This is a genomic window from Vibrio alfacsensis (genome assembly GCF_019670485.1).
Taxonomy (GTDB): Bacteria; Pseudomonadota; Gammaproteobacteria; order Enterobacterales; family Vibrionaceae; genus Vibrio; species Vibrio alfacsensis.
In genome coordinates, this window is record NZ_AP024165.1 from 1146983 (window position 1) to 1166918 (window position 19936).

Annotated in this window: 17 protein-coding genes, 1 pseudogene and 1 other annotated feature; of the genes and pseudogenes, 7 read left to right on the forward strand and 11 right to left on the reverse strand. The window is 45.0% G+C overall.

The window, feature by feature from the left end; translation table 11 throughout:
- Window positions 1–6: 6 nt before the first annotated feature.
- The 8 genes and pseudogenes from VA249_RS05210 to trpL2 all read right to left on the reverse strand — a co-directional run bounded on the left by VA249_RS05210 (window position 7) and on the right by trpL2 (window position 8658).
- A pseudogene (locus VA249_RS05210) lies at window positions 7–1268 on the reverse strand (dicarboxylate/amino acid:cation symporter).
- 336 nt (window positions 1269–1604) lie between these two features.
- Complete coding sequence (gene trpA, locus VA249_RS05215) at window positions 1605–2411, reverse strand: tryptophan synthase subunit alpha (protein ID WP_128811153.1); 807 nt, start codon at window positions 2409–2411, stop codon at window positions 1605–1607.
- Window positions 2411–3601, reverse strand: a complete 1191-nt coding sequence (gene trpB / locus VA249_RS05220) for a tryptophan synthase subunit beta (protein WP_211919593.1) — start codon at window positions 3599–3601, stop codon at window positions 2411–2413. The genes trpA and trpB overlap by 1 nt, the downstream gene beginning before the upstream one ends.
- A gap of 64 nt (window positions 3602–3665) precedes the next feature.
- A complete protein-coding gene (gene trpCF, locus VA249_RS05225; RefSeq protein ID WP_221069199.1) occupies window positions 3666–5105 on the reverse strand; it encodes a bifunctional indole-3-glycerol-phosphate synthase TrpC/phosphoribosylanthranilate isomerase TrpF in 1440 nt (479 codons plus the stop codon).
- A gap of 13 nt (window positions 5106–5118) precedes the next feature.
- Window positions 5119–6129 carry an anthranilate phosphoribosyltransferase gene (trpD, locus tag VA249_RS05230; RefSeq protein ID WP_104024714.1) on the reverse strand — a complete coding sequence of 337 codons (1011 nt, stop codon included), beginning with the start codon at window positions 6127–6129 and terminating at the stop codon, window positions 5119–5121.
- A 37-nt stretch (window positions 6130–6166) separates the two neighbouring features.
- Window positions 6167–6775, reverse strand: a complete 609-nt coding sequence (locus VA249_RS05235; RefSeq protein WP_221069200.1) for an aminodeoxychorismate/anthranilate synthase component II — start codon at window positions 6773–6775, stop codon at window positions 6167–6169.
- A 16-nt stretch (window positions 6776–6791) separates the two neighbouring features.
- A complete protein-coding gene (locus tag VA249_RS05240; protein WP_221069201.1) occupies window positions 6792–8357 on the reverse strand; it encodes an anthranilate synthase component 1 in 1566 nt (521 codons plus the stop codon).
- Window positions 8358–8482: 125 nt separating this feature from the next.
- Window positions 8483–8586, reverse strand: a sequence feature (Trp leader region).
- Window positions 8533–8658: a tryptophan operon leader peptide gene (trpL2, locus tag VA249_RS05245; protein ID WP_128811148.1), complete on the reverse strand. Its 126-nt coding sequence runs from the start codon at window positions 8656–8658 to the stop codon at window positions 8533–8535. (Overlaps the previous feature by 54 nt.)
- A gap of 95 nt (window positions 8659–8753) precedes the next feature.
- Between trpL2 and rnm the strand changes: the two genes are divergently transcribed.
- The 3 genes from rnm to rluB all read left to right on the forward strand — a co-directional run bounded on the left by rnm (window position 8754) and on the right by rluB (window position 11505).
- Complete coding sequence (gene rnm / locus VA249_RS05250) at window positions 8754–9623, forward strand: RNase RNM (RefSeq protein ID WP_211919581.1); 870 nt, start codon at window positions 8754–8756, stop codon at window positions 9621–9623.
- Between the two features lie 37 nt (window positions 9624–9660).
- Entirely contained in the window at window positions 9661–10281 is a 621-nt protein-coding gene (locus VA249_RS05255) for an L-threonylcarbamoyladenylate synthase (protein ID WP_211919579.1), read from the forward strand.
- 285 nt (window positions 10282–10566) lie between these two features.
- Entirely contained in the window at window positions 10567–11505 is a 939-nt protein-coding gene (gene rluB, locus VA249_RS05260; RefSeq protein ID WP_211919577.1) for a 23S rRNA pseudouridine(2605) synthase RluB, read from the forward strand.
- Between the two features lie 236 nt (window positions 11506–11741).
- Here the strand turns inward: rluB and VA249_RS05265 are convergent, their stop codons facing one another.
- A complete protein-coding gene (locus tag VA249_RS05265) occupies window positions 11742–12062 on the reverse strand; it encodes an HI1450 family dsDNA-mimic protein (protein WP_128811144.1) in 321 nt (106 codons plus the stop codon).
- A gap of 2 nt (window positions 12063–12064) precedes the next feature.
- Window positions 12065–12631, reverse strand: a complete 567-nt coding sequence (gene efpL, locus VA249_RS05270; RefSeq protein ID WP_128811143.1) for an elongation factor P-like protein EfpL — start codon at window positions 12629–12631, stop codon at window positions 12065–12067.
- A 186-nt stretch (window positions 12632–12817) separates the two neighbouring features.
- Between efpL and VA249_RS05275 the strand changes: the two genes are divergently transcribed.
- Window positions 12818–13585, forward strand: a complete 768-nt coding sequence (locus VA249_RS05275) for a nucleotidyltransferase family protein (RefSeq protein ID WP_221069202.1) — start codon at window positions 12818–12820, stop codon at window positions 13583–13585.
- Between the two features lie 56 nt (window positions 13586–13641).
- Here VA249_RS05275 and VA249_RS05280 read toward each other — a convergent pair whose 3' ends face one another.
- Window positions 13642–16005 (reverse strand): DNA polymerase II, encoded by a 2364-nt coding sequence (locus tag VA249_RS05280; protein WP_221069203.1) that lies wholly within the window; start codon window positions 16003–16005, stop codon window positions 13642–13644.
- A 623-nt stretch (window positions 16006–16628) separates the two neighbouring features.
- Here VA249_RS05280 and uvrY point away from each other — a divergent pair.
- From uvrY to pgsA, 3 genes are read left to right on the forward strand one after another with little or no spacing between them, the layout of a single operon-like run.
- Window positions 16629–17273, forward strand: a complete 645-nt coding sequence (gene uvrY, locus VA249_RS05285; protein ID WP_128811140.1) for a UvrY/SirA/GacA family response regulator transcription factor — start codon at window positions 16629–16631, stop codon at window positions 17271–17273.
- 1 nt (window position 17274) lies between these two features.
- A complete protein-coding gene (gene uvrC, locus VA249_RS05290) occupies window positions 17275–19107 on the forward strand; it encodes an excinuclease ABC subunit UvrC (protein WP_128811139.1) in 1833 nt (610 codons plus the stop codon).
- Window positions 19108–19153: 46 nt separating this feature from the next.
- A complete protein-coding gene (gene pgsA / locus VA249_RS05295) occupies window positions 19154–19711 on the forward strand; it encodes a CDP-diacylglycerol--glycerol-3-phosphate 3-phosphatidyltransferase (RefSeq protein ID WP_128811138.1) in 558 nt (185 codons plus the stop codon).
- Window positions 19712–19936: the final 225 nt, after the last annotated feature.

A 19936-nucleotide genomic window follows, 5' to 3' on the forward strand; every position in this document is an offset into this window, starting at 1 on the left:
AATTATTTAAGCTTCTTGTTTTTGAAGCTCCGCTTGTTCTGCAACTTCTTCTTCTACTAAAGCGTCTACAATCACCGCACATGCAGCATCACCGGTGATGTTTAGAGCAGTACGAATCATGTCAAAGATGCGGTCAAGAGCGAACAGAAGTGGTAGACCCTCGATAGGAATACCTGCGGCTAACAGTACTGCTACAACCAAGAATGATGGGCCAGGAACACCAGCTTGACCTACCGCACCTAACGTAGAGGTGACGATGATGGCAATGTAAGCACCCATGCTCAAATCAATGTTGAATAACTGCGCAAAGAAGATAGCAACTAAGCCGTAGTAGATGGCATTACCAGACATGTTGATGGTTGCGCCTAGTGGCAGAACGAACGAAGCGGTTGAGTTTCTTACGCCAAGCTCTTTCTCACACGTATCCATCGTTACTGGCAGAGTAGCCATAGAAGATGCTGTTGACAATGCAACCGCTTGTGGTTTTTTCATCGCAGAGACGAACTTCTTCGCCGATGTCTTAGTGAAAATATGAACCATCAATGGGTATGCAACGAAGCCAAAGATCAGAATCGCGGCAACGTAGACGAGGAACAGTTTGAACACGACCATGAGTGCGCCGAAACCAAACGTACCCACGGCTTCTGCCATTAGACCAAATACACCGATTGGTGCAATGATCATCACTTTGTTGATCATCCAAACCATCGCATCAACAATACAGTTAACACCGTTGATGATAGGGTCGCGGCGTTCTTTTGCTTGCTTAGAAATAGCAATGCCGAAGAACATACAGAATACGAGGATCTGTAGAATATTGGCTTCATTCAGTGATTGGAAAACGTTGGTTGGGATCATACCAGTGATGGTTGCCCAGAAAGTAGGTAAATCACCTTTTGAAGCATACTCAGCAGAGAACATCCCTCGACGCCGCTAATGTCGATGCCCATACCTGGCTTGAAGATCTCGCCCATGACTAAAGCCAGAGCGACAGCCAGCGCCGACGTTAAGCCAAAGTAACCAAGGGTAACAAGGCCCACTTTACCAGCAGATTGACTGTTACCAAGACCAGCAGCACCTGAAATCAATGCGACAGCAACCAATGGGATGACTAACATTTTGATCAAATTGATAAAAATTGCGCCTAATGGTGCAAATACTGTTGCGCTTTGACCCATAACGGCACCAACGGCAGTACCCAAGATCATTGCAATGACGACTTGAACGCCAATGTTGTTTAGCAAACTCTTTTCTTTTAACACTTCCATAACCTCTGTGCTAATAATATGTAAAGTCCTAAAATTACCCACCAATCTAATGTTGTTATTTGGATAATTATATCGGGTTGAGTTTTACACTTATCATTCACAATTAGCAATACAAAATCGGTACAAACTGGTTCGCTAAGTGAGAAAACCTTGATTGATGATAATTTATTAGCCAATTGCAATCGTTTGCTATCGATCTGGCTGATGTTTTTAGCTGGTGTTGTTTATAAAACAGATAGTAATAAAGGAGGGCACTTTGAAATGAAATGTTAAAAAAAAGATCGACCCCACATGGCGCTTAAGGAATCGATCTCATATTTTTAGTTCTGTAATCCGTTATTTTTGTGTTGCAGCTTTCATCGTTACTACGAACTCTTTAAGTTTGTCGAGCATAACCTGTGGCTGTTCAACGTGAACTTCAATGATTTTTACTACGGCTGATCCTGAGATTGCGCCGGCGGCACCAGATTCAAGTGCTTCTTTTACTTGCGCGGGTTCAGAAATACCAAAGCCAAGTAGTGCTGGCGGTGCATTGAATTGATTCAGCCTATCTAGCATATGACCGACAGGCATGTTTGCTTTGGTCTCTGCACCTGTTACGCCTGCGCGAGAAAGCAGGTAAGTGTAACCACCGCCTAGCTGAGATACTTGCTTTAGTGTTTCGTCACTGGCTGTTGGTGGGGCGATAAAGATTTGGTGAATGCCAAATTTCTCCGCTGCCGCGACAAACTCTGCACTTTCATTGGTCGGTACATCGGCAATCAGTACTGAATCGATGCCTGCTTTTGCACATCGTTCATAGAAGTTTTCAATTCCGCGTGAGTACACAAGGTTTGCGTACATCAATAGGCCAATAGGCAGCTCTGGGTACTTAGCTCGGATCTTGCTGATTTGCTCGAAGCAGATATCCGGCGTTGCACCTGAGTCTAACGCGCGAATGTTAGCGCCTTGGATGGTTGGGCCATCGGCTAGTGGATCAGAAAATGGGATGCCGAGCTCAAGAGCATCAGCACCAGATTCCACCAAGGTTTCCATGATTTTGTATGACTGCTGGGCATTTGGATCGCAAACCGTTACGAACGGTACAAATGCGCCTTGGTTTTTCTCGTTTAGGCGCGCAAACATCTTTTCATAACGGCTCATTAGATCGCTCCTTTTTCTTCTAGGATGGCATGCACAGTGAAGATATCTTTATCACCACGACCTGATAGGTTCACAACTAATAATTGTTCTTTTTCTGGGTTCTCACGAGCCATACGCAGTGCATGCGCTAAAGCGTGGGAAGATTCTAGGGCAGGGATAATGCCTTCATTACGAGCAATCTCTTGAAACGCATCTAGGGCTTCATCGTCGGTGACATTGTCGTATTCTGCTCGACCAATCGCATTAAGGTGTGCGTGCTGTGGTCCTACCGATGGAAAGTCTAAGCCAGCAGAGACAGAGTATGACTCTTCCACTTGACCATTAGGGTCTTGCATCAATGGTGCTTTCATGCCAAAGAAGATGCCTGTTTTGCCGTGTTTGAGCGGCGCACCATGCTGGTCAGTATCGATACCTTTACCAGCAGGCTCAACACCGATTAGACGAACGCTCTCTTCTTCAATGAAGTCAGCAAACATACCGATAGCGTTTGAACCGCCACCCACACACGCGATAACGGCATCTGGCAGACGACCCTCGCGAGCCAAAATCTGATTCTTCGTTTCTTCACCGATCATACGTTGGAAATCACGAACGATCGTTGGGAATGGGTGAGGACCTGCCGCTGTACCAAGTAGGTAGTGAGCATCTTCATAAGTTGCAGACCAGTCGCGCAGTGCCTCGTTACAGGCGTCTTTCAGTGTTGCAGAACCAGAGTGTACAGGAATCACTTCAGCACCCATTAGTTTCATGCGGAAAACATTCGGGCTTTGACGCTCAACGTCTTTTGCTCCCATGTAAACGCGACACTTAAGCCCAAGCAATGCACACGCGAGTGCGGTTGCTACGCCATGCTGCCCTGCACCTGTTTCTGCAATGATCTCGTTTTTACCCATACGTTTCGCAAGCAACGCTTGACCTAACACTTGATTGGTCTTGTGCGCGCCGCCGTGAAGTAGGTCTTCACGTTTTAGGTACAGTTTAGTTTTCGTGCCTTTGGTTAGGTTACGAGTTAGAGTTAATGCCGTAGGACGACCCGCATACTCTTGAAGTAATGTCATGAATTCGCTGCGGAATTCAGGATCTTCTTGCGCATCGATAAACGCTTGCTCTAGTTGATCTAGCGCTGGAACTAGAATTTGCGGAACGTACTGACCGCCGTATTCGCCAAAGTAGGCATTCAGTTTTGCCATCGTGATATTCCTTCTCGTAATTTTTCGCTACGAATAGCTTTAAATTTTTTAGCTTAAAATAGCTTTAGTAGTTGCGAATGGCGGTAAATGCCGCGAGCAACTTATGTGAATCTTTCTTACCCGGATTACTTTCTACACCAGAGTTTAAATCTAATCCCAAGCAACCGAGTGTTGCGGCTTGTTGGGCATTTTCTGGCGACAGTCCGCCAGCTAGCATAATTTGGCTAGGGTCGCCGATAAGGGACCAGTCAAACACGTGTCCGGTTCCGCCGGTTTTAGTGCCAACTTGTGCATCTAGCAGGTGGCGGTCGATGTTGTCTGCAAGCAATGCTGGTTTCGTATCGGTAACGCCGTAGGCTTTCCAAATCTCAACGCCATCCGGTAATTCCGTTTTCAGCTTGTTGACGTAAGCTTGGTCTTCTTGGCCATGCAGCTGCACCGCTTTCAACCCAAGTGACGTAACAATGGAAGCAACAAAGTCAATGTCGTGATTTTGGAATACGCCGACATATCGAAGCGGTGCGCCACTCATCGTCATGCGAGCACTTTCAAGATCAACCGCACGTTTCGATTTTTCTACGAAGATCAAGCCACCAAATACAGCCCCTGCTTGGTACGCTTTGACAGCATCATCTGGATGCGTCAAACCGCACACTTTGTTTTCTCCAAGCGTCACCTTGCGTACAGCAAGTTCTAGGTTGTCTTCTGCCATCAGCGAGCTGCCAATTAAGAATCCATCTGCGTATTCCGCTAAATCACGAACTTGTTGATGCGTGTAAATACCTGATTCGGAAATCACGGTCGCGTTTGGTGCGAGTTCGCGAATCGTCGGTGCCAGCTCTTTGGTGCGATGTAAATCCGTGCTCAAGTCACGCAAGTTACGGTTATTAATACCGATAACGCGTGCGCCTAGGTTCACCGCGCGGTGCAGTTCTTCTTCGTTGCTCACTTCGGTCAGGATACCCATGTTTAGGCTGTGTGCTGCTTCCTCTAGCGCTTTGTACTCTTCGTCATTCAGGACAGAAAGCATCAGTAGCACAGCATCGGCGCTGTAATGACGCGCTAGGTAAACTTGGTAGGTATCTACCATGAAGTCTTTGCATAGAACTGGCTGTTTGACTTGACCACGCACTTGAGGAAGAAAATCAAAGTTACCTTGGAAGTATTTTTCATCGGTCAGAACTGAAATCGCATCAGCATGGTTGTTATAAATCGACGCGATGTAATCCAAATCGAAGTCATCACGAATCAAGCCTTTTGATGGGGATGCTTTTTTACATTCCGTAATGAATACCGTTTTTTCTCCACTCAATGCATCGTAAAAACTGCGATCAGATGGAAGCAAGTCCGATTGGAATGTGCTCAGTGGTTGTGACGCTTTACGGTCTGCTACCCATTGGTATTTGTCTCGTACGATTTTGGCAAGAACCTCTGCCATCTCTGCTTCTTTTTTAGAAACGTGTTGAGACAGATTGTCGGCTTGTTGAGTGTTGAAGTCAGTCATCTTCATCAATTCCTTAAGCGTGTGCGGCAAGTTGCTGTACCAATTGGTATGCCTTGCCTGAATTCATTGCTTCAATCGCTTGTTGCGTGTTGGCTTTCAAATCTTCATGGCCGAATAGGCGCATTAGCAGAGCAACGTTAACCGCTACCGCACCTAATTGTGCATCAGTGCCTTTACCCGTCAGGATATGAGTGATGATCGCTTTGTTTTCTTCAGGATCGCCACCTTTGATCGCTTCTAGTGGGTGTGCTTCTAAACCGAAGTCTGCAGGCGTTAGTTTGTATTCCGTGATCTTACCGTCTTTGATTTCGGCAACGGTTGTTTCACCGTGAATTGCTACTTCGTCCAAGCCACTGCCGTGTACTACAGCGGCGCGCTTCATACCCATTTGTAGCATGGTTTCTGCAATTGGACGAACCAGTTCTTCACTGTAAACGCCCATCAATTCGATGTTAGGGCGAGCAGGGTTAATCAGTGGACCAAGAATGTTAAAGATGGTGCGTGTTTTCATAGTTTGACGCACTGGCATCGCATGGCGCACACCACCGTGGTATTGAGGTGCGAATAGGAAAGCCACACCGATATCGTCTACCGCTTTGCGCGTATCTTCGGCGCTCATGGCTAGGTTGATACCAAACGAGTCAAGAAGGTCAGAAGAACCAGACTTGCTTGAAACACTGCGGTTTCCGTGTTTCGCTACTTTTAGACCGCATGCTGCAGCAACAAACGCCGCAGTGGTTGAAATGTTGATGGTGTTGTGACCGTCGCCGCCAGTACCGACGATATCTGCGAAATCATAATCTGGGCGAGGGAATGGGTTTGCGTTTGCCAGCAGTGCTTTCGCCGCGCCTGCGATTTCATCCGGTGTTTCGCCTTTGATTTTTAGTGCAGTCAGTGCTGACGCCATCAAAATTGGGTCTAGTTCGCCACGGATAATGATGTCGAACAGCTGTTGGCTCTCTTCCTGAGTCAGAGACTCTTGCTCGTACAATTTGGTAATAATAGGGTTGATGATTGCTTCCATGTTTCCTCTCCTAAATTTCTTATGTGCCAAGCGCTTTTTAAGCAGTGAGTGGGCTTGCTGAAGTTTGTTCTTCAAGTGCCCATTCAATGGCATTGGCCAACAGTGTTGCTCCGTAGGTCGTCATAATAGATTCCGGGTGGAACTGGAACCCGCAAACTTTATCTTCTTCATGTACAACAGACATTACCAAGTCATTCACTTCTGCTGTGATGGTTAGGCTCTCAGGAACCTTGGTCGCAACTAGCGAGTGGTAACGCGCAATTGCAAGTGGTGATGGTAGGTTTTGGTAAATCGCATGATTTTGGTGCTCCATCATAGAGACCTTACCGTGAATGATTTCGCCTGCGCCAGCAACGGTGCCGCCGTACGCTTCAACAATCGCTTGGTGACCAAGACAAATGCCGATCATCGGGACTTTGCCTCTCATCCGTTGAATCAGTTCTGGCATTGAGCCTGCTTCTGACGGTGCACCAGGACCTGGTGATAGCAGAACCACTGGGTTTTCAAGCTCGTTTACCGCTTGTTCAATGGTTTGTGCTGGGATGTTGTTTCGGTAAATCTTGACTGAGTGACCTAGCGAGCGGAATTGATCCACAAGGTTGTAGGTGAACGAGTCAAAGTTGTCGATAAAAATGATATTAGCCATCTCTGAACCCTATTCCTTATTGTGACTTATGCGCTGCTTGGATAGCAGAGATTACCGCTTGTGCTTTGCCGCGCGTTTCGTCTGCTTCCGCTTGTGGGTCAGAGTCGAACACCACGCCTGCACCAGCTTGAACTTGAGCAATGCCGTTCTCAACGTACGCTGAGCGGATCACGATACACGTGTCGAGTGTGCCTTCACCAGTTAGGTAACCAACTGCACCACCGTAGCTACCGCGACGTGCGCGCTCTACATCGCGAATCAACTGCATTGCGCGAATCTTAGGTGCGCCTGTCAGCGTGCCCATGTTCATACACGCTTGGTATGCGTGCAGCGCGTCTAGGTCTTCACGTAGTTGACCGACCACGCGTGATACCAAGTGCATCACGTGACTGTAGCGGTCCACTTTCAATAGGTCTGCCACGTGGCGAGTGCCAGCTTGAGCAATACGCGCTACATCGTTACGTGCTAGGTCAACCAACATCATATGTTCTGCGTTTTCTTTCTTGTCGGTGCGCAGTTCAAGTTCGATACGGCTGTCTAAATCAAAGTCAATTTCACCGTTCGGACGTTTGCCACGGCGACGCGTGCCCGCGATTGGGTAGATTTCAATTTGGTTGGTGTCGGTTTCATACTTAAGCGCACTTTCTGGTGATGCGCCAAACAGAGTGAACAGCTCATCTTGCATGTAGAACATGTAAGGGCTTGGGTTACTTTGTTTAAGCTCTTTGTATGCCGCGAGTGGTGACGGGCAAGGTAGAGTGAATCGACGTGACGGCACAACTTGGAATACATCGCCTTTCACTACGAACTGTTTTAAGTCACGAACGATTTGGCAGAAGTCTTCATCAGAGACGCTTGGTTCAACCGTGATATCTGCGATTTGCTCTGCACTTGGTAGCCGTTTTGGCGCAGCACATTGAGCGTTGATTTCTTCGATTCGAGTTTCAAGCGTTGTTTTTTCTGAATCATCAACAAACAATGTGGCCTGAAGCTGACAAGATTCCGTTTGATGATCCACAACCAACAACGTTTCCGCTATGTAGAAAACGTAATCTGGGCATTGGTTGGTTGCTTCTGCATCGCCAAGTGGCTCGAAGTTCGCGACTAAGTCGTAAGCAAAAAGACCACCAAGGAAAATCGCGTGTTTGTCTTGCTCAGAAATATCAAAGCTGTGTTGAATCAAGCGCAGCGCATCAAAAGAGGAGGCCTCACGCAAGCGGGAATCTTCATCGAGTGTGTCACATGGTTGAGTGAATTCTAAAGTAAGCGTGTTGTCTTTGAATTGACGAGTGACTTCACCGCGCACATTTTGGTAGAGGTGCGTTAGTAGGTTTTTGCCGTTGTTTGTTAACGCGGTCATGGTAACCGTATGGTCAAAGCAAACCATGCGAACGGCCGAATCGACGATAAGTAACGACTTTAGATCTTGCTTTGAATCAATTTCAGCGGACTCTAGCAATAGACTGTCCGTTTTGTTTTCACATAATGTGTGAAACAAGCGCGTTGGATCTTGAGTATAAGGAACAGGTGTTGTTATCACCTCTAACTGTCCAAGCGTTTTAATCTCTATGGCCTTGTTCACAAGACCTCCTTATAGCTGTTGTATCTTCCTGTCGTACATAGTCGCATAAAGCAAACGTTCACCCAATCGAGTCGTAGTTAAAATTGATGAATGTTTAAGCAGTTAAATGTGAGGTGGACGACAAAACAAAAAAGCCCGCTGAACTAGCGGGCTTTGCGACATTTAATTCTCTAAACTAAAAGTACACGTTCGCCCACCAAGAACTTGTCCAAGTGCGCCACCAAGCTAGATCAGCAGAACTCGTCTTATTGAGACGAACTGAAACTTTCGCTTTCTGGTCTTGGTTAAATTCTTGTAACATAGTGAGCCTTACAATAGGTACTTCGTATTTTTGTACTAGTAAACTAGTGCAGAGATTAAAAGTCAACCCCAAAACAGCATTAAAACGACAAAAAAATGAGAATTGATTTACACAGCCACACTACTGCCTCGGATGGTCGATTTACACCGAGTGATTTGGTGGATAGGGCACTAAGTTTTGATATCGAGGTGTTGGCGATCACGGATCATGATACGGTTGACGGCTTAGCTCCGGCCAAGCAATACGTAGAAGAGAATAATCTTCCGATTAAAATCATCGACGGTATCGAAATTTCCACGGTTTGGCAGAACAAAGATATCCATATTGTTGGATTGAATGTGGATCCTGAAAACCCAGCGTTGACGAATCTTATCCAACAACAAAAAGCGCATCGCGTTGCGCGCTCTGAAATGATCGCCGAGCGATTGCAGAAAGCGACGCGAGAGGGGGTTTTAGAAGAAGTCCAACACATTGCAGGGGACGCGCCAATTACACGAGCTCATTTTGCAAAATGGTTAGTAGATAATGGCTACGCTAAGAACATGCAGATGGTATTTAAGAAATATCTAACGCGCACGAATCCAGGATATGTACCACCAAACTGGTGTTCGATGAAAGAAGCCGTCGATGCCATTCATGCCGCTGGTGGACATGCGGTGTTAGCGCATCCTGGGCGTTATCAACTGACAGCTAAGTGGGTAAAACGTCTATTAGCAGCGTTTGTTGAAGCTGGCGGTGATGCGATGGAAGTAGCGCAACCTCAACAAGCGCAACAAGAAAGGCGCACTTTGGCGGATTATGCTATACAATACAAACTATTAGCTTCCCAAGGCAGCGATTTTCACTATCCATCACCGTGGATGGAGTTGGGAAGAAACCTCTGGTTACCTGCGGGCGTAGAACCAGTTTGGAAAGATTGGGGAATTGATCCCTCGTTGAATAGCAACGAAATTAAGACTCCATAAAATATAGAGCCGAGAGGTTCGATAATGAGGAATTACAATGAGCCAGTTTTTTTACGTTCATCCAGAAAACCCACAGGCTCGCTTGATCAGTCAAGCAGTAGCAATCATTCGTAGTGGTGGCGTGGTTGTGTATCCAACCGATTCAGGTTATGCACTAGGCTGTCAATTGGAGAACAAACAGGCGTTGGAACGAATTTGTCAGATCCGTCGTCTGGATGACAAACACAACTTTACCTTGTTGTGTCGAGATTTGTCGGAGCTTTCTCTGTATGCACGTGTTGACAACTCGGCATTCCGACTACTAAAAAATAACACACCGGGTCCTTACACATTCATCTTCAAAGGTACAAAAGAAGTGCCGCGTCGCTTAATGAATGCGAAACGCAAGACGATTGGTATTCGTGTTCCGGACAACCGTATCGCGTTGGATTTGTTAGAAGCATTGGGTGAGCCAATGATGTCTACCTCGCTTATCTTGCCTGGCAATGACGTAACGGAATCGGACCCAGAAGACATTCGTGACAAGCTAGAGCACGTAGTAGACGTGATTCTTAATGGCGGTTACCTTGGTGAACAGCCGACAACAGTTGTTGATTTTAGCGAAGGCGACGCGGTAATTGCTCGTGTAGGTGCCGGTGATCCAGCTCCGTTTGAGTAATATTTTTAGCGATTAAGAACGTTGATAAAGGTTGTTTATTTATACAGTCAAAAACGTTAGGAGGCATGTTTGCCTCCTTTTTTGTGATTATTTGTCACAGAATCACAAAAAGAGAATGGAATTTTTCGAGAATTTGATGAGCGATTCTTTGGTCGATTTTGCTTACATTAAATTTGAGAATCTCGTATAATATCCGACTGAAAAAAATCCCATTAACTGGGTAACTTGCATAATGAAGGCCAATTTCGGTCTCGACGTCTGTGAAGACGACACATAGGTAGATAAATGAGCGAAAAGTTACAAAAAGTATTAGCACGTGCTGGCCACGGCTCTCGTCGCGAGATTGAAGCGTTAATCAAATCTGGTCGCGTTAGTGTAAATGGCATGGTAGCTAAACTTGGTGAGAGACTAGAAGATGAGAACAGCGTAGTTCGAATCGACGGTCACGTTGTGTCTGCAAAGGCACAAGAAGAAGTGATTTGTCGCGTACTGGCATACTACAAGCCGGAAGGTGAACTATGTACTCGTCACGATCCGGAAGGTCGTCGCACAGTTTTTGATCGTCTGCCAAAGATTCGTGGTTCTCGCTGGATTTCAGTGGGCCGTCTTGATGCAAACACTTCAGGCTTGTTGCTATTCACTACTGATGGTGAATTGGCTAACCGCCTAATGCACCCAAGTCGCCAAGTTGAACGTGAATACCTTGTTCGTGTTTTCGGTGACGTTACAGAACAAAAAGTAAAAAATCTCGTTCGCGGAGTCGAGCTAGAAGATGGTCTAGCGCGTTTCGAAGACGTGGTATATGCGGGTGGTGAAGGTATGAACCACACGTTTTATGTCGTGATCAACGAAGGTCGTAACCGTGAAGTACGTCGTCTGTGGGAATCGCAAGAAACGACAGTGAGCCGCTTGAAGCGTGTTCGTTACGGCGATATCTATCTAGATAAAAAACTGCCACGTGGCGGTTGGATGGAGCTTGATCTGAAAGAAGTAAACTACCTACGCGAGTTAGTAGAACTTCGTCCAGAGAAAGAAACCATGCTTGATCTTGATAAAGAAAATACATCACGCAAGCGTGAACGTGCACGTAGCCAAAAAATTCGCCGTGCAGTTAAGCGCCATGAAGAGCGAGTAAGCGCACCAAAAGGTCGCAGCAATAACCCGTCTCGTCGTAAGCCAAGTAAATCGGCTGGCGAACAAGGTGGACGCAATAAGCATCGTTAATGATTAGCGAAACATTTGAAAGGCTTGCCAATTGGCAGGCCTTTTTCTTATCCATTATTTTATTTTTATCCCTTGTTTTACTTTCTTACCTATTGCCTTTGAAACGAATTTATTACACTGCTTAGAGCTTAGAGCTTAGAGCTTAGAGCTTAGAGCTTAGAGCTTAGAGCTTGGGATTTAGACATAAAAAAACACCAGCACGAGGCTGGTGTTTGTATGCAAAATTGGTGAACGTTTTAATCACGTTTCCAAAGCATATGACAGAACTTATGTTCAGGATCTCGACTGATTAGCATACGAGCAAATACGTCATCAAGTACGTCATTTTCCTCGTTTACTAGGCCGATACGAACTTCTGCATACACTTCTTTGTCTACTTCGAAACCAACATGTTCAACCCAGTCATCACCAGTTTCAACAAGTTCGGCCGCTCCGCGATCTTCAAATTGTGCAGTAAACAGAATGACATCAGCAGGCTCTAGGTTGTCTGGAGCCATCTCAAGGAAGATGTCGTACGCTGCGTCGATAACGTCGTCGTAAGAAATCAAATCAGACATGCTTATGCTCGGCTCATGAACTTACGTTCAGTTGTGTTCACAATTACGCGCTCGCCAGTTGCGATGTACTCTGGAACTTGAACAACAAGGCCAGAAGCAAAACGTGCTGGTTTAGTACGCGCAGAAGCAGATGCACCTTTGATTGATGGATCTGTTTCTTCAATAACAAGTTCAACAGAAGATGGAAGCTCGATACCAACAGCAGCGCCGTTTACTAGGATGATGTGGATACCCTGCGTGTCTTCATTGATGAATAGAAGCTCATCTTCAACTTCATTGTGCTTGAATGTGTATTGAGAGTAGTCTTCGTTATCCATGAAAATGTGCTCATCGCCATCAGCGTATGAGTACATTACTGCACGTTTGTTCATTTCTACTGTGTCAACAACGTCATCAGACTTGTAACGCTCATCCACACGTGCGCCTGTCGTTAGATCAGTACAACGCATTTTGTAGATTTTTGAACCGCCACGACCACCAGGAGTCGTTACTTCGATGTCTTTTACTAGAAGAGTTTTACCATTAGACTCGATTGCGAAGCCTTTTTTGATTTCACTTGCCTTTGGCATTGTATTTTCCTATTACACTTATTAAGCAAAACTTTGTGATTATATACCCAACTTTGTTATCTGGCACCTAAATTCATCGCAGTAATTCGATCATCAATAAGCATTGTAACGGGCTTGATTCAAACGCAAGGCTAGTGGATCATATAACCCATCGTTTGTAATATGCTTGAGTTCGCGTTTTCTTTCATGTCTCTCCCTGTAATTAATCCACAGCAACCGTTTCAACCAGAGTTCGCGCCGTTGATCCGTGAAGTTATCATGTGTCTAAAAGGCGGGCTTGGGCCTAATCTACATAGTGTATATGTTTATGGAAGTGTGGCACGAAAGACGGCGGTTTCAGGTCAATCTAATCTTGATTTGGTCGTGGTGACAAAAACGGCCTTTGAAAGCAATCGTGGGACGTTAATCAATACGGTTAAGTGGCGTGCTCAGCAGGGATACCCACATGTAAAGGGCGTAGCGATCCGCACTGCTGTCGTCAGTGACGTCGCGAATCTAGATAGCATCTTTACTTGGGGCTTTATGCTGAAACATTGCTGTGTATGCGTCTATGGCAATGATTTAAGTGATTGCTTTGGGGATTATGAACCAAGTTGGGAGATAGCCAAGCACTGGAACATGGATGTGCAAGACTGGCTAACGGTGTATCGAACTAAGATAGCTCAAGCGCAAAGTATTGACGAGTTAGTGAGTGCGCAAGTGGTGATCGCTAAGAAGTTGCTAAGAGCATCCTATTCGTTGGTGATGTACCGAGATAAGCGTTGGTTTGATGATCCTATCGAGTGTGGGGAGGTATTTTTAAAGTACCACCCAGAAAAACAAGTTGAGATTGAACGTCTTGGTATTTTACTTTCAGGTCGGAGTATCCCTAAGCGTTCGGTAGTTGGGCTCATTGACGTCTTCGGTGATTGGTTGGTGAAGCAATATCAAAAAACCGAATTTCGAATTGGTTGATTCTAACCTTATGCGAAGTCGTTTCTGATTGAGTTCATGGCTTCGTATAACGACGTTTAGAATAGTCCCATCTGTGGGGCAGACAATTGCTCAAAATCGGTACCAATAAACGGCAAGATCGCATCAGCGACAGGTTTTAACTGCTTATCAATATAGTGTTGATAGTCGATTGGGCTTGATGAGTATTCTCTAGGCTCAGGGCCATTTACGGTGATCAAATATTTAATACGTCCACGGTTTTGATATTGTAAAGGGCGTCCTAGTTTTGCGTTGATATCATCCGCTATACGCGCAGCTCGTACTTGTGGGGGGATATTCTTTTGGTATTCGTGTAACTTGCGGCGCAGACGTTTTTGATACACCAGCTGATCATTGAACTCACCGCTGTTGGTTTTTTCTACAACCTCGCGAACGTAATCACTCGGATCTTCACCATGGAATATCATTTGATACAGCGTGTTTTGAAACTTCTGTGCTAATGGTGTCCAATCTGTTCGTGCGCTTTCGAGTCCTTTAAAGATGATGCGCTCGTTCTGACCCTCTCCAATTAAACCCGCGTAGCGTTTTTTCGACCCAGTTTCTGCACCACGAATCGTCGGCATCAAAAATTTGCGATAGTGGGTTTCATATTCGAGTTCAAGGATCGAGTTTAGATTGTACTCGCGACGCAAGTGGTCACTCCACCATTGGTTAATATAGTCGACCAACTCATTACCAATCTTATCTGCGTCTGCTTGGCTAAACGCGCCATTTAAAGACACAAAAGTCGAGTCCGTATCCCCATAAATCACCTGATAGCCTTTCTCTTCGATGAGCACCTTAGTTTGCTTCATGATCTCGTGCCCACGCATAGTGATGCTAGACGCGAGGCGTGTATCAAAGAAGCGACAACCAGAAGAGCCCAAAACACCATAAAATGAGTTCATGATGATCTTAATTGCTTGAGAGAATGCTTTTTCGTTATTTTTCTTTGCGATATCTCTGGCTGCCCAGAGGTTTTCGATCATCTCTGGTAAGAAGTGTTTGGTGCGATGAAATTGGCCGCCTCGAAAGCCGGGAACAGATTGATGGTCGAGTTTGCCAATTTCTTGTTGTAAGCCCTCAATCAACCCCATTGGGTCAATGAGAAATGAGCGAATAATAGAGGGGTAAAGGCTCTTAAAGTCTAAGACTAAAACAGATTCGTACAGGTTGGGTATTGAGTCCATCACATAACCGCCGGGACTCGCAATCCAATCTTCTGGGTGTAGGTTTGGTGCCACGTAGCCCGCGCGATGAATCTGTGGTAAATATAAGTTAGTAAACGCCGCGACAGAACCGCCAATGCGATCAAGCTCGACACCGGTTAAGCGAGAGCGCTCAATGGCAAAATCAAGTAGGTGAGTATGATTGAAGATTTTGTTTACCAAAACACAATCTTGTAAGTTGTATTTTGCTAACGAGGGTTTATCGGAACGGTACATGCGATTGATTTCATCCATTCGGTCATGCACGTTATGAATTTCTTTACCCTCACCAAGCAGTTCTTGAGAGACCGATTCCAGTGACCAAGAGCGAAAGTGATAGGTCGCCGTCTTTAAGGTATCAATACCATCTAGAACGACACGCCCAGGTATCGAGATAAACCCTTGTTGACTTTGAGCTGAGCTACGGAAAAAACTCGCTTGATCAGCACGGCCAAGCATTAACTTCATGTTATGCCACTCAGCACGCTTATGCAGTAAGCGAAAATCAAAATCAATAACGTTCCAACCTATAATTACGTCTGGGTCAAAACAGTTAAACCAATCGATTAATGCTTCAAGCAAGGCACGTTCGTCTTTTACCCATTGAATCGACGTTTCTGCCGGTTCAGGCGTACCAATCATGATGACGCGAGAGTCAGCAGGGCTGTCTAACCCAATTGAGTATAAAATGCCTTTTTCAGAACACTCTACATCGAGTGAAACGACATGAAGTTTCGGTTGGTATTCACCACGGCGACATTTGGCATTTAGGACTCGTTGGAAACCATTTTGAATTTGTATATTACCGGTGTACTCCATGCTTCCTTTAATGAAGCGCTCCATTAAGTAGCGATCCGCGAGTCGTATATCGCCCTCGTAGTGCGTCAGTTCATTTTGGCTTAGTAGATCCTGCAGCGCCAATGCATCTCGGGTAGTGTGCGAATAGCAGGCTGCGAGTGGCTTGAGTTGGAAATTCTTTAACTCTAACGGGCGAATATCACAAGTAATATGATGAGCTTGAGCCAACTTTTTGACTTGTTCAATATGGTCATGCAGGAGAAAAAATATCGGTTTTTCTTCTTGAATCAGCAGTTGAGTTGGGCCGTTATCTGTTGACAGCCAAAGCTCTATTTGTGTTTTTCCTTTTATATCTCGAGCTTGTCGAGTCAGAAGAAAGCCTTGCTGGATATTCAAGAGTGGGAAACCTTAACAGTCGAAATAAGTAATGATTCTATCACTCAATGGCCTAAATAGCCTCAACTCGGGATAATCGAAGCCATTCAAAACGGGGCTTTTAACGTCTAATGTCGTTAAAATGAACGTTATAGACCCGCGATTGACTTGCCTTTTTGTCTCATCGCCCCTCTAAAATAGCCGTGCTGACTTTTGTATTTGATTAAATCACTCATAAATTGAGCAATATAGTTTTTTAGTCCCAAGTTGAGGTTAAATGGAATCGCACGAGCAAATGGTAATGAGATAGTACTATTCATGAAGTAGGGTGATAGGGAAACGGTTGCTTAACGAATGACCATTTGTTCTAGATATTTAGCTTAACTGAACAATATGAAACTTAGTTTCTTGATTTATGGGCGTTTATGTTGTTAATTAGCGTAATATTTAAAATTGGTTCTGCATTCTGCTCTTTTGAACAATTGAGTGGCTGGTGAATAAGTTCTTGCTAAAGTTTGCGTTTCAGCACATATTCAAAGAAAGCAATTTTGTGCCTAATGCGTTAGTATAAGGCCTCATACTGATATCCACATTTAATTACCATTATGTGGGTGCAGAGCCAAACCAAGTGTGGAGATACAAGTTTGATAAATGTTTTCCTTGTAGATGATCACGAGCTGGTTCGCACAGGGATACGACGTATTATTGAAGACGTCCGTGGAATGAACGTAGCAGGAGAAGCTGACAGCGGTGAAGAAGCAGTAAAATGGTGTCGTAGTAATCATGCCGACGTCGTTTTGATGGATATGAACATGCCGGGTATCGGCGGTTTAGAAGCCACAAAGAAAATTCTTCGCGTGAATCCTGATGTAAAAATTATCGTTTTGACCGTTCATACGGAAAATCCGTTCCCAACTAAGGTGATGCAGGCGGGGGCTTCTGGTTACTTAACCAAAGGTGCAGGTCCCGACGAGATGGTCAATGCCATTCGTGTGGTTAAAAGTGGACAACGTTATATTTCTCCGGAAATTGCGCAGCAGATGGCATTGAGTCAATTCTCGCCTGCGTCAGAAAATCCATTTAAAGACCTTTCAGAGCGTGAATTGCAGATCATGATGATGATCACCAAAGGCCAGAAAGTAACGGATATTTCTGAACAATTGAATTTAAGTCCAAAAACAGTCAATAGTTACCGCTATCGCTTGTTTAATAAACTGGACATTAACGGTGACGTTGAGTTAACACACTTAGCGATCCGCCACGGAATGCTGGATACCGAGACCCTTTAGCGTGAATCCTATTTTCGATTCGGCTTCCTTTCTCAAGACAGTCACTCATCAGCCCGGCGTTTACAGAATGTACAACGCCGAGGCTGTTGTTATTTATGTCGGTAAAGCCAAAGATCTTCAAAAGCGCCTTTCTAGTTATTTTCGTAAGAAAGTCGACAGCGAGAAAACTCGCGCCCTCGTTAGTAATATTGCCAAAATTGATGTCACTGTCACGCATACGGAGACAGAAGCACTTATCCTTGAGCATAATTACATCAAGCAGTATTTGCCTAAATACAACGTGCTTTTGCGCGATGATAAATCTTACCCTTACATTTTTATAAGTGGCCACAAACATCCACGGTTGTCGATGCATCGTGGTGCGAAAAAGCGTAAAGGTGAGTATTTTGGTCCGTATCCCGACTCAGGGGCGGTTCGCGAAACGTTGCATTTACTACAGAAAATATTTCCCGTCCGTCAATGCGAAGACACGGTCTATTCCAACCGAACTCGTCCTTGTTTGATGTATCAAATTGGTCGATGTGCAGGCCCATGCGTCAGTACAATCATTTCTGATCAAGACTACGCAGAATTAGTGGGCTTCGTTCGTTTATTTTTACAAGGGAAAGACAAGCAAGTTCTAGAACAGCTGATTGTGAAGATGGAACAAGCTAGTCAACAACTTCGTTTTGAAGATGCGGCTAAGTTTCGAGATCAAATCCAAGCGATTCGAAGAGTGCAAGAGCAGCAGTTTGTATCTGAGGATACTTTGGATGACATGGATGTATTAGGTTTTGCACAAGAAAAAGGCATCGCTTGTATACACATTCTGATGATTCGCCAAGGTAAAGTGCTCGGAAGTCGAAGTCATTTTCCTAAGATCCCTCACAATACAAGTCAACAGGAAGTCTTTGATAGTTTCTTATCTCAATACTATTTGAGCCACAATGAAGCTCGTACGATCCCGACACGTATCATTTTGAATCAAGAGTTGGGAGAGAACATCGCTTCTTTTCAGCAAGCGCTAAGTGATGTAGCAGGGCGGAAAATACGGTTCCACACATCACCAACAGGTTCTCGTGGCCGTTATCTGAAGTTGTCCAATACAAACGCTCTGACCGCGCTTACTGCGAAGATTAACCATAAGATGACCATTAACCAACGCTTCAAAGCTCTACGAGAAGTGCTGGGATTGGAGTCCATTACTCGTATGGAATGTTTTGATATCTCTCATACGATGGGGGAGAGTACTATCGCCTCTTGTGTGGTTTTCAATAGTGAGGGACCGGTTAAGCAAGAGTATCGTCGCTATAACATCACTGGGATAACCGGAGGCGATGACTATGCTGCGATGGGACAAGCATTAGAGCGCCGTTATTCTAAACAGTTGGATGTCGAGAAAATACCGGACATCATCTTTATTGATGGTGGCAAAGGTCAACTTAATCGTGCCCATGAGATTATTTCGCAATATTGGGGAGATTGGCCAAAGCGTCCAACCATGATCGGTATTGCCAAAGGGGTGACCCGTAAGCCAGGTCTTGAAACCTTAATTACCGTAGATGGTGGTGAGTTTAATTTGCCAAGTGATGCACCAGCATTGCATTTGATTCAACATATCCGAGATGAGAGTCATAATCATGCAATCGCAGGCCATCGAGCGAAACGTGGAAAGACGAGAAGAACCAGTGCGTTAGAAGGAATTGAGGGTGTAGGACCGAAACGTCGCCAAGCTTTGCTCAAATATATGGGCGGTTTACAGGAATTGAAGCGTGCGAGTGTCGAAGAAATCGCCAAAGTGCCAGGAATTAGCCACTCTTTGGCAGAAATTATTTTCCAAGCATTGAAACAATAAAGAAAATCCCGCAACATTAAGCCGCAATGTGTAAGAGAATAATAAAATGCGTTTGAATATCCCGAACATTCTGTCCCTACTAAGACTGTTCCTAATCCCAGTTTTTGTGGTTGTCTTCTATCTACCTTACTCTTGGGCACCATTTGCCGCCGCAATGGTATTTTGGGTTGCAGGCTTTACGGATTGGTTAGATGGCATGTTAGCCCGAAAATTGGGCCAAACCTCTCGCTTTGGTGCCTTTATCGATCCGGTTGCGGATAAAGTACTTGTCGCCACAGCCTTAATTTTGATTACTGAACATTACCATACGATTTGGGTCACTATCCCAGCAGTGACTATGATAGCGCGTGAAATCATTATCTCTGCATTGCGTGAATGGATGGCTGAAATTGGTAAACGAGCCAGTGTTGCTGTTTCATGGGTAGGGAAAGTGAAGACCGTTTCACAGATGTTCGCACTGTGGGTTCTGATTTGGCGTTACGACGATTGGATGGTATGGGTTGGTTTTGGTGCGCTTTACGTTGCGACCTTCCTGACTTACTGGTCAATGGTTCAGTATCTCGCTGCAGCGAAAGATGACTTGCTCAATGAAGAGCATCACTGATTGTTACCGCTCGTACGAATAGCATTTTAAGAAGCAGGCTTGATGGCCTGCTTTTTTTATCCCAGAATAAAAATCATCATGAATGTGATCTAAGTCTTATTTTTGTTTTCTTCATATTAAATGTCGCGTTTAACAAGTAATACTTAATGATAATAAGGGAAGATCTTTTATTGATATTCGCTAGCGTAGTAGCCCAATATTCATGATAAACAAGTGTATTTGGGA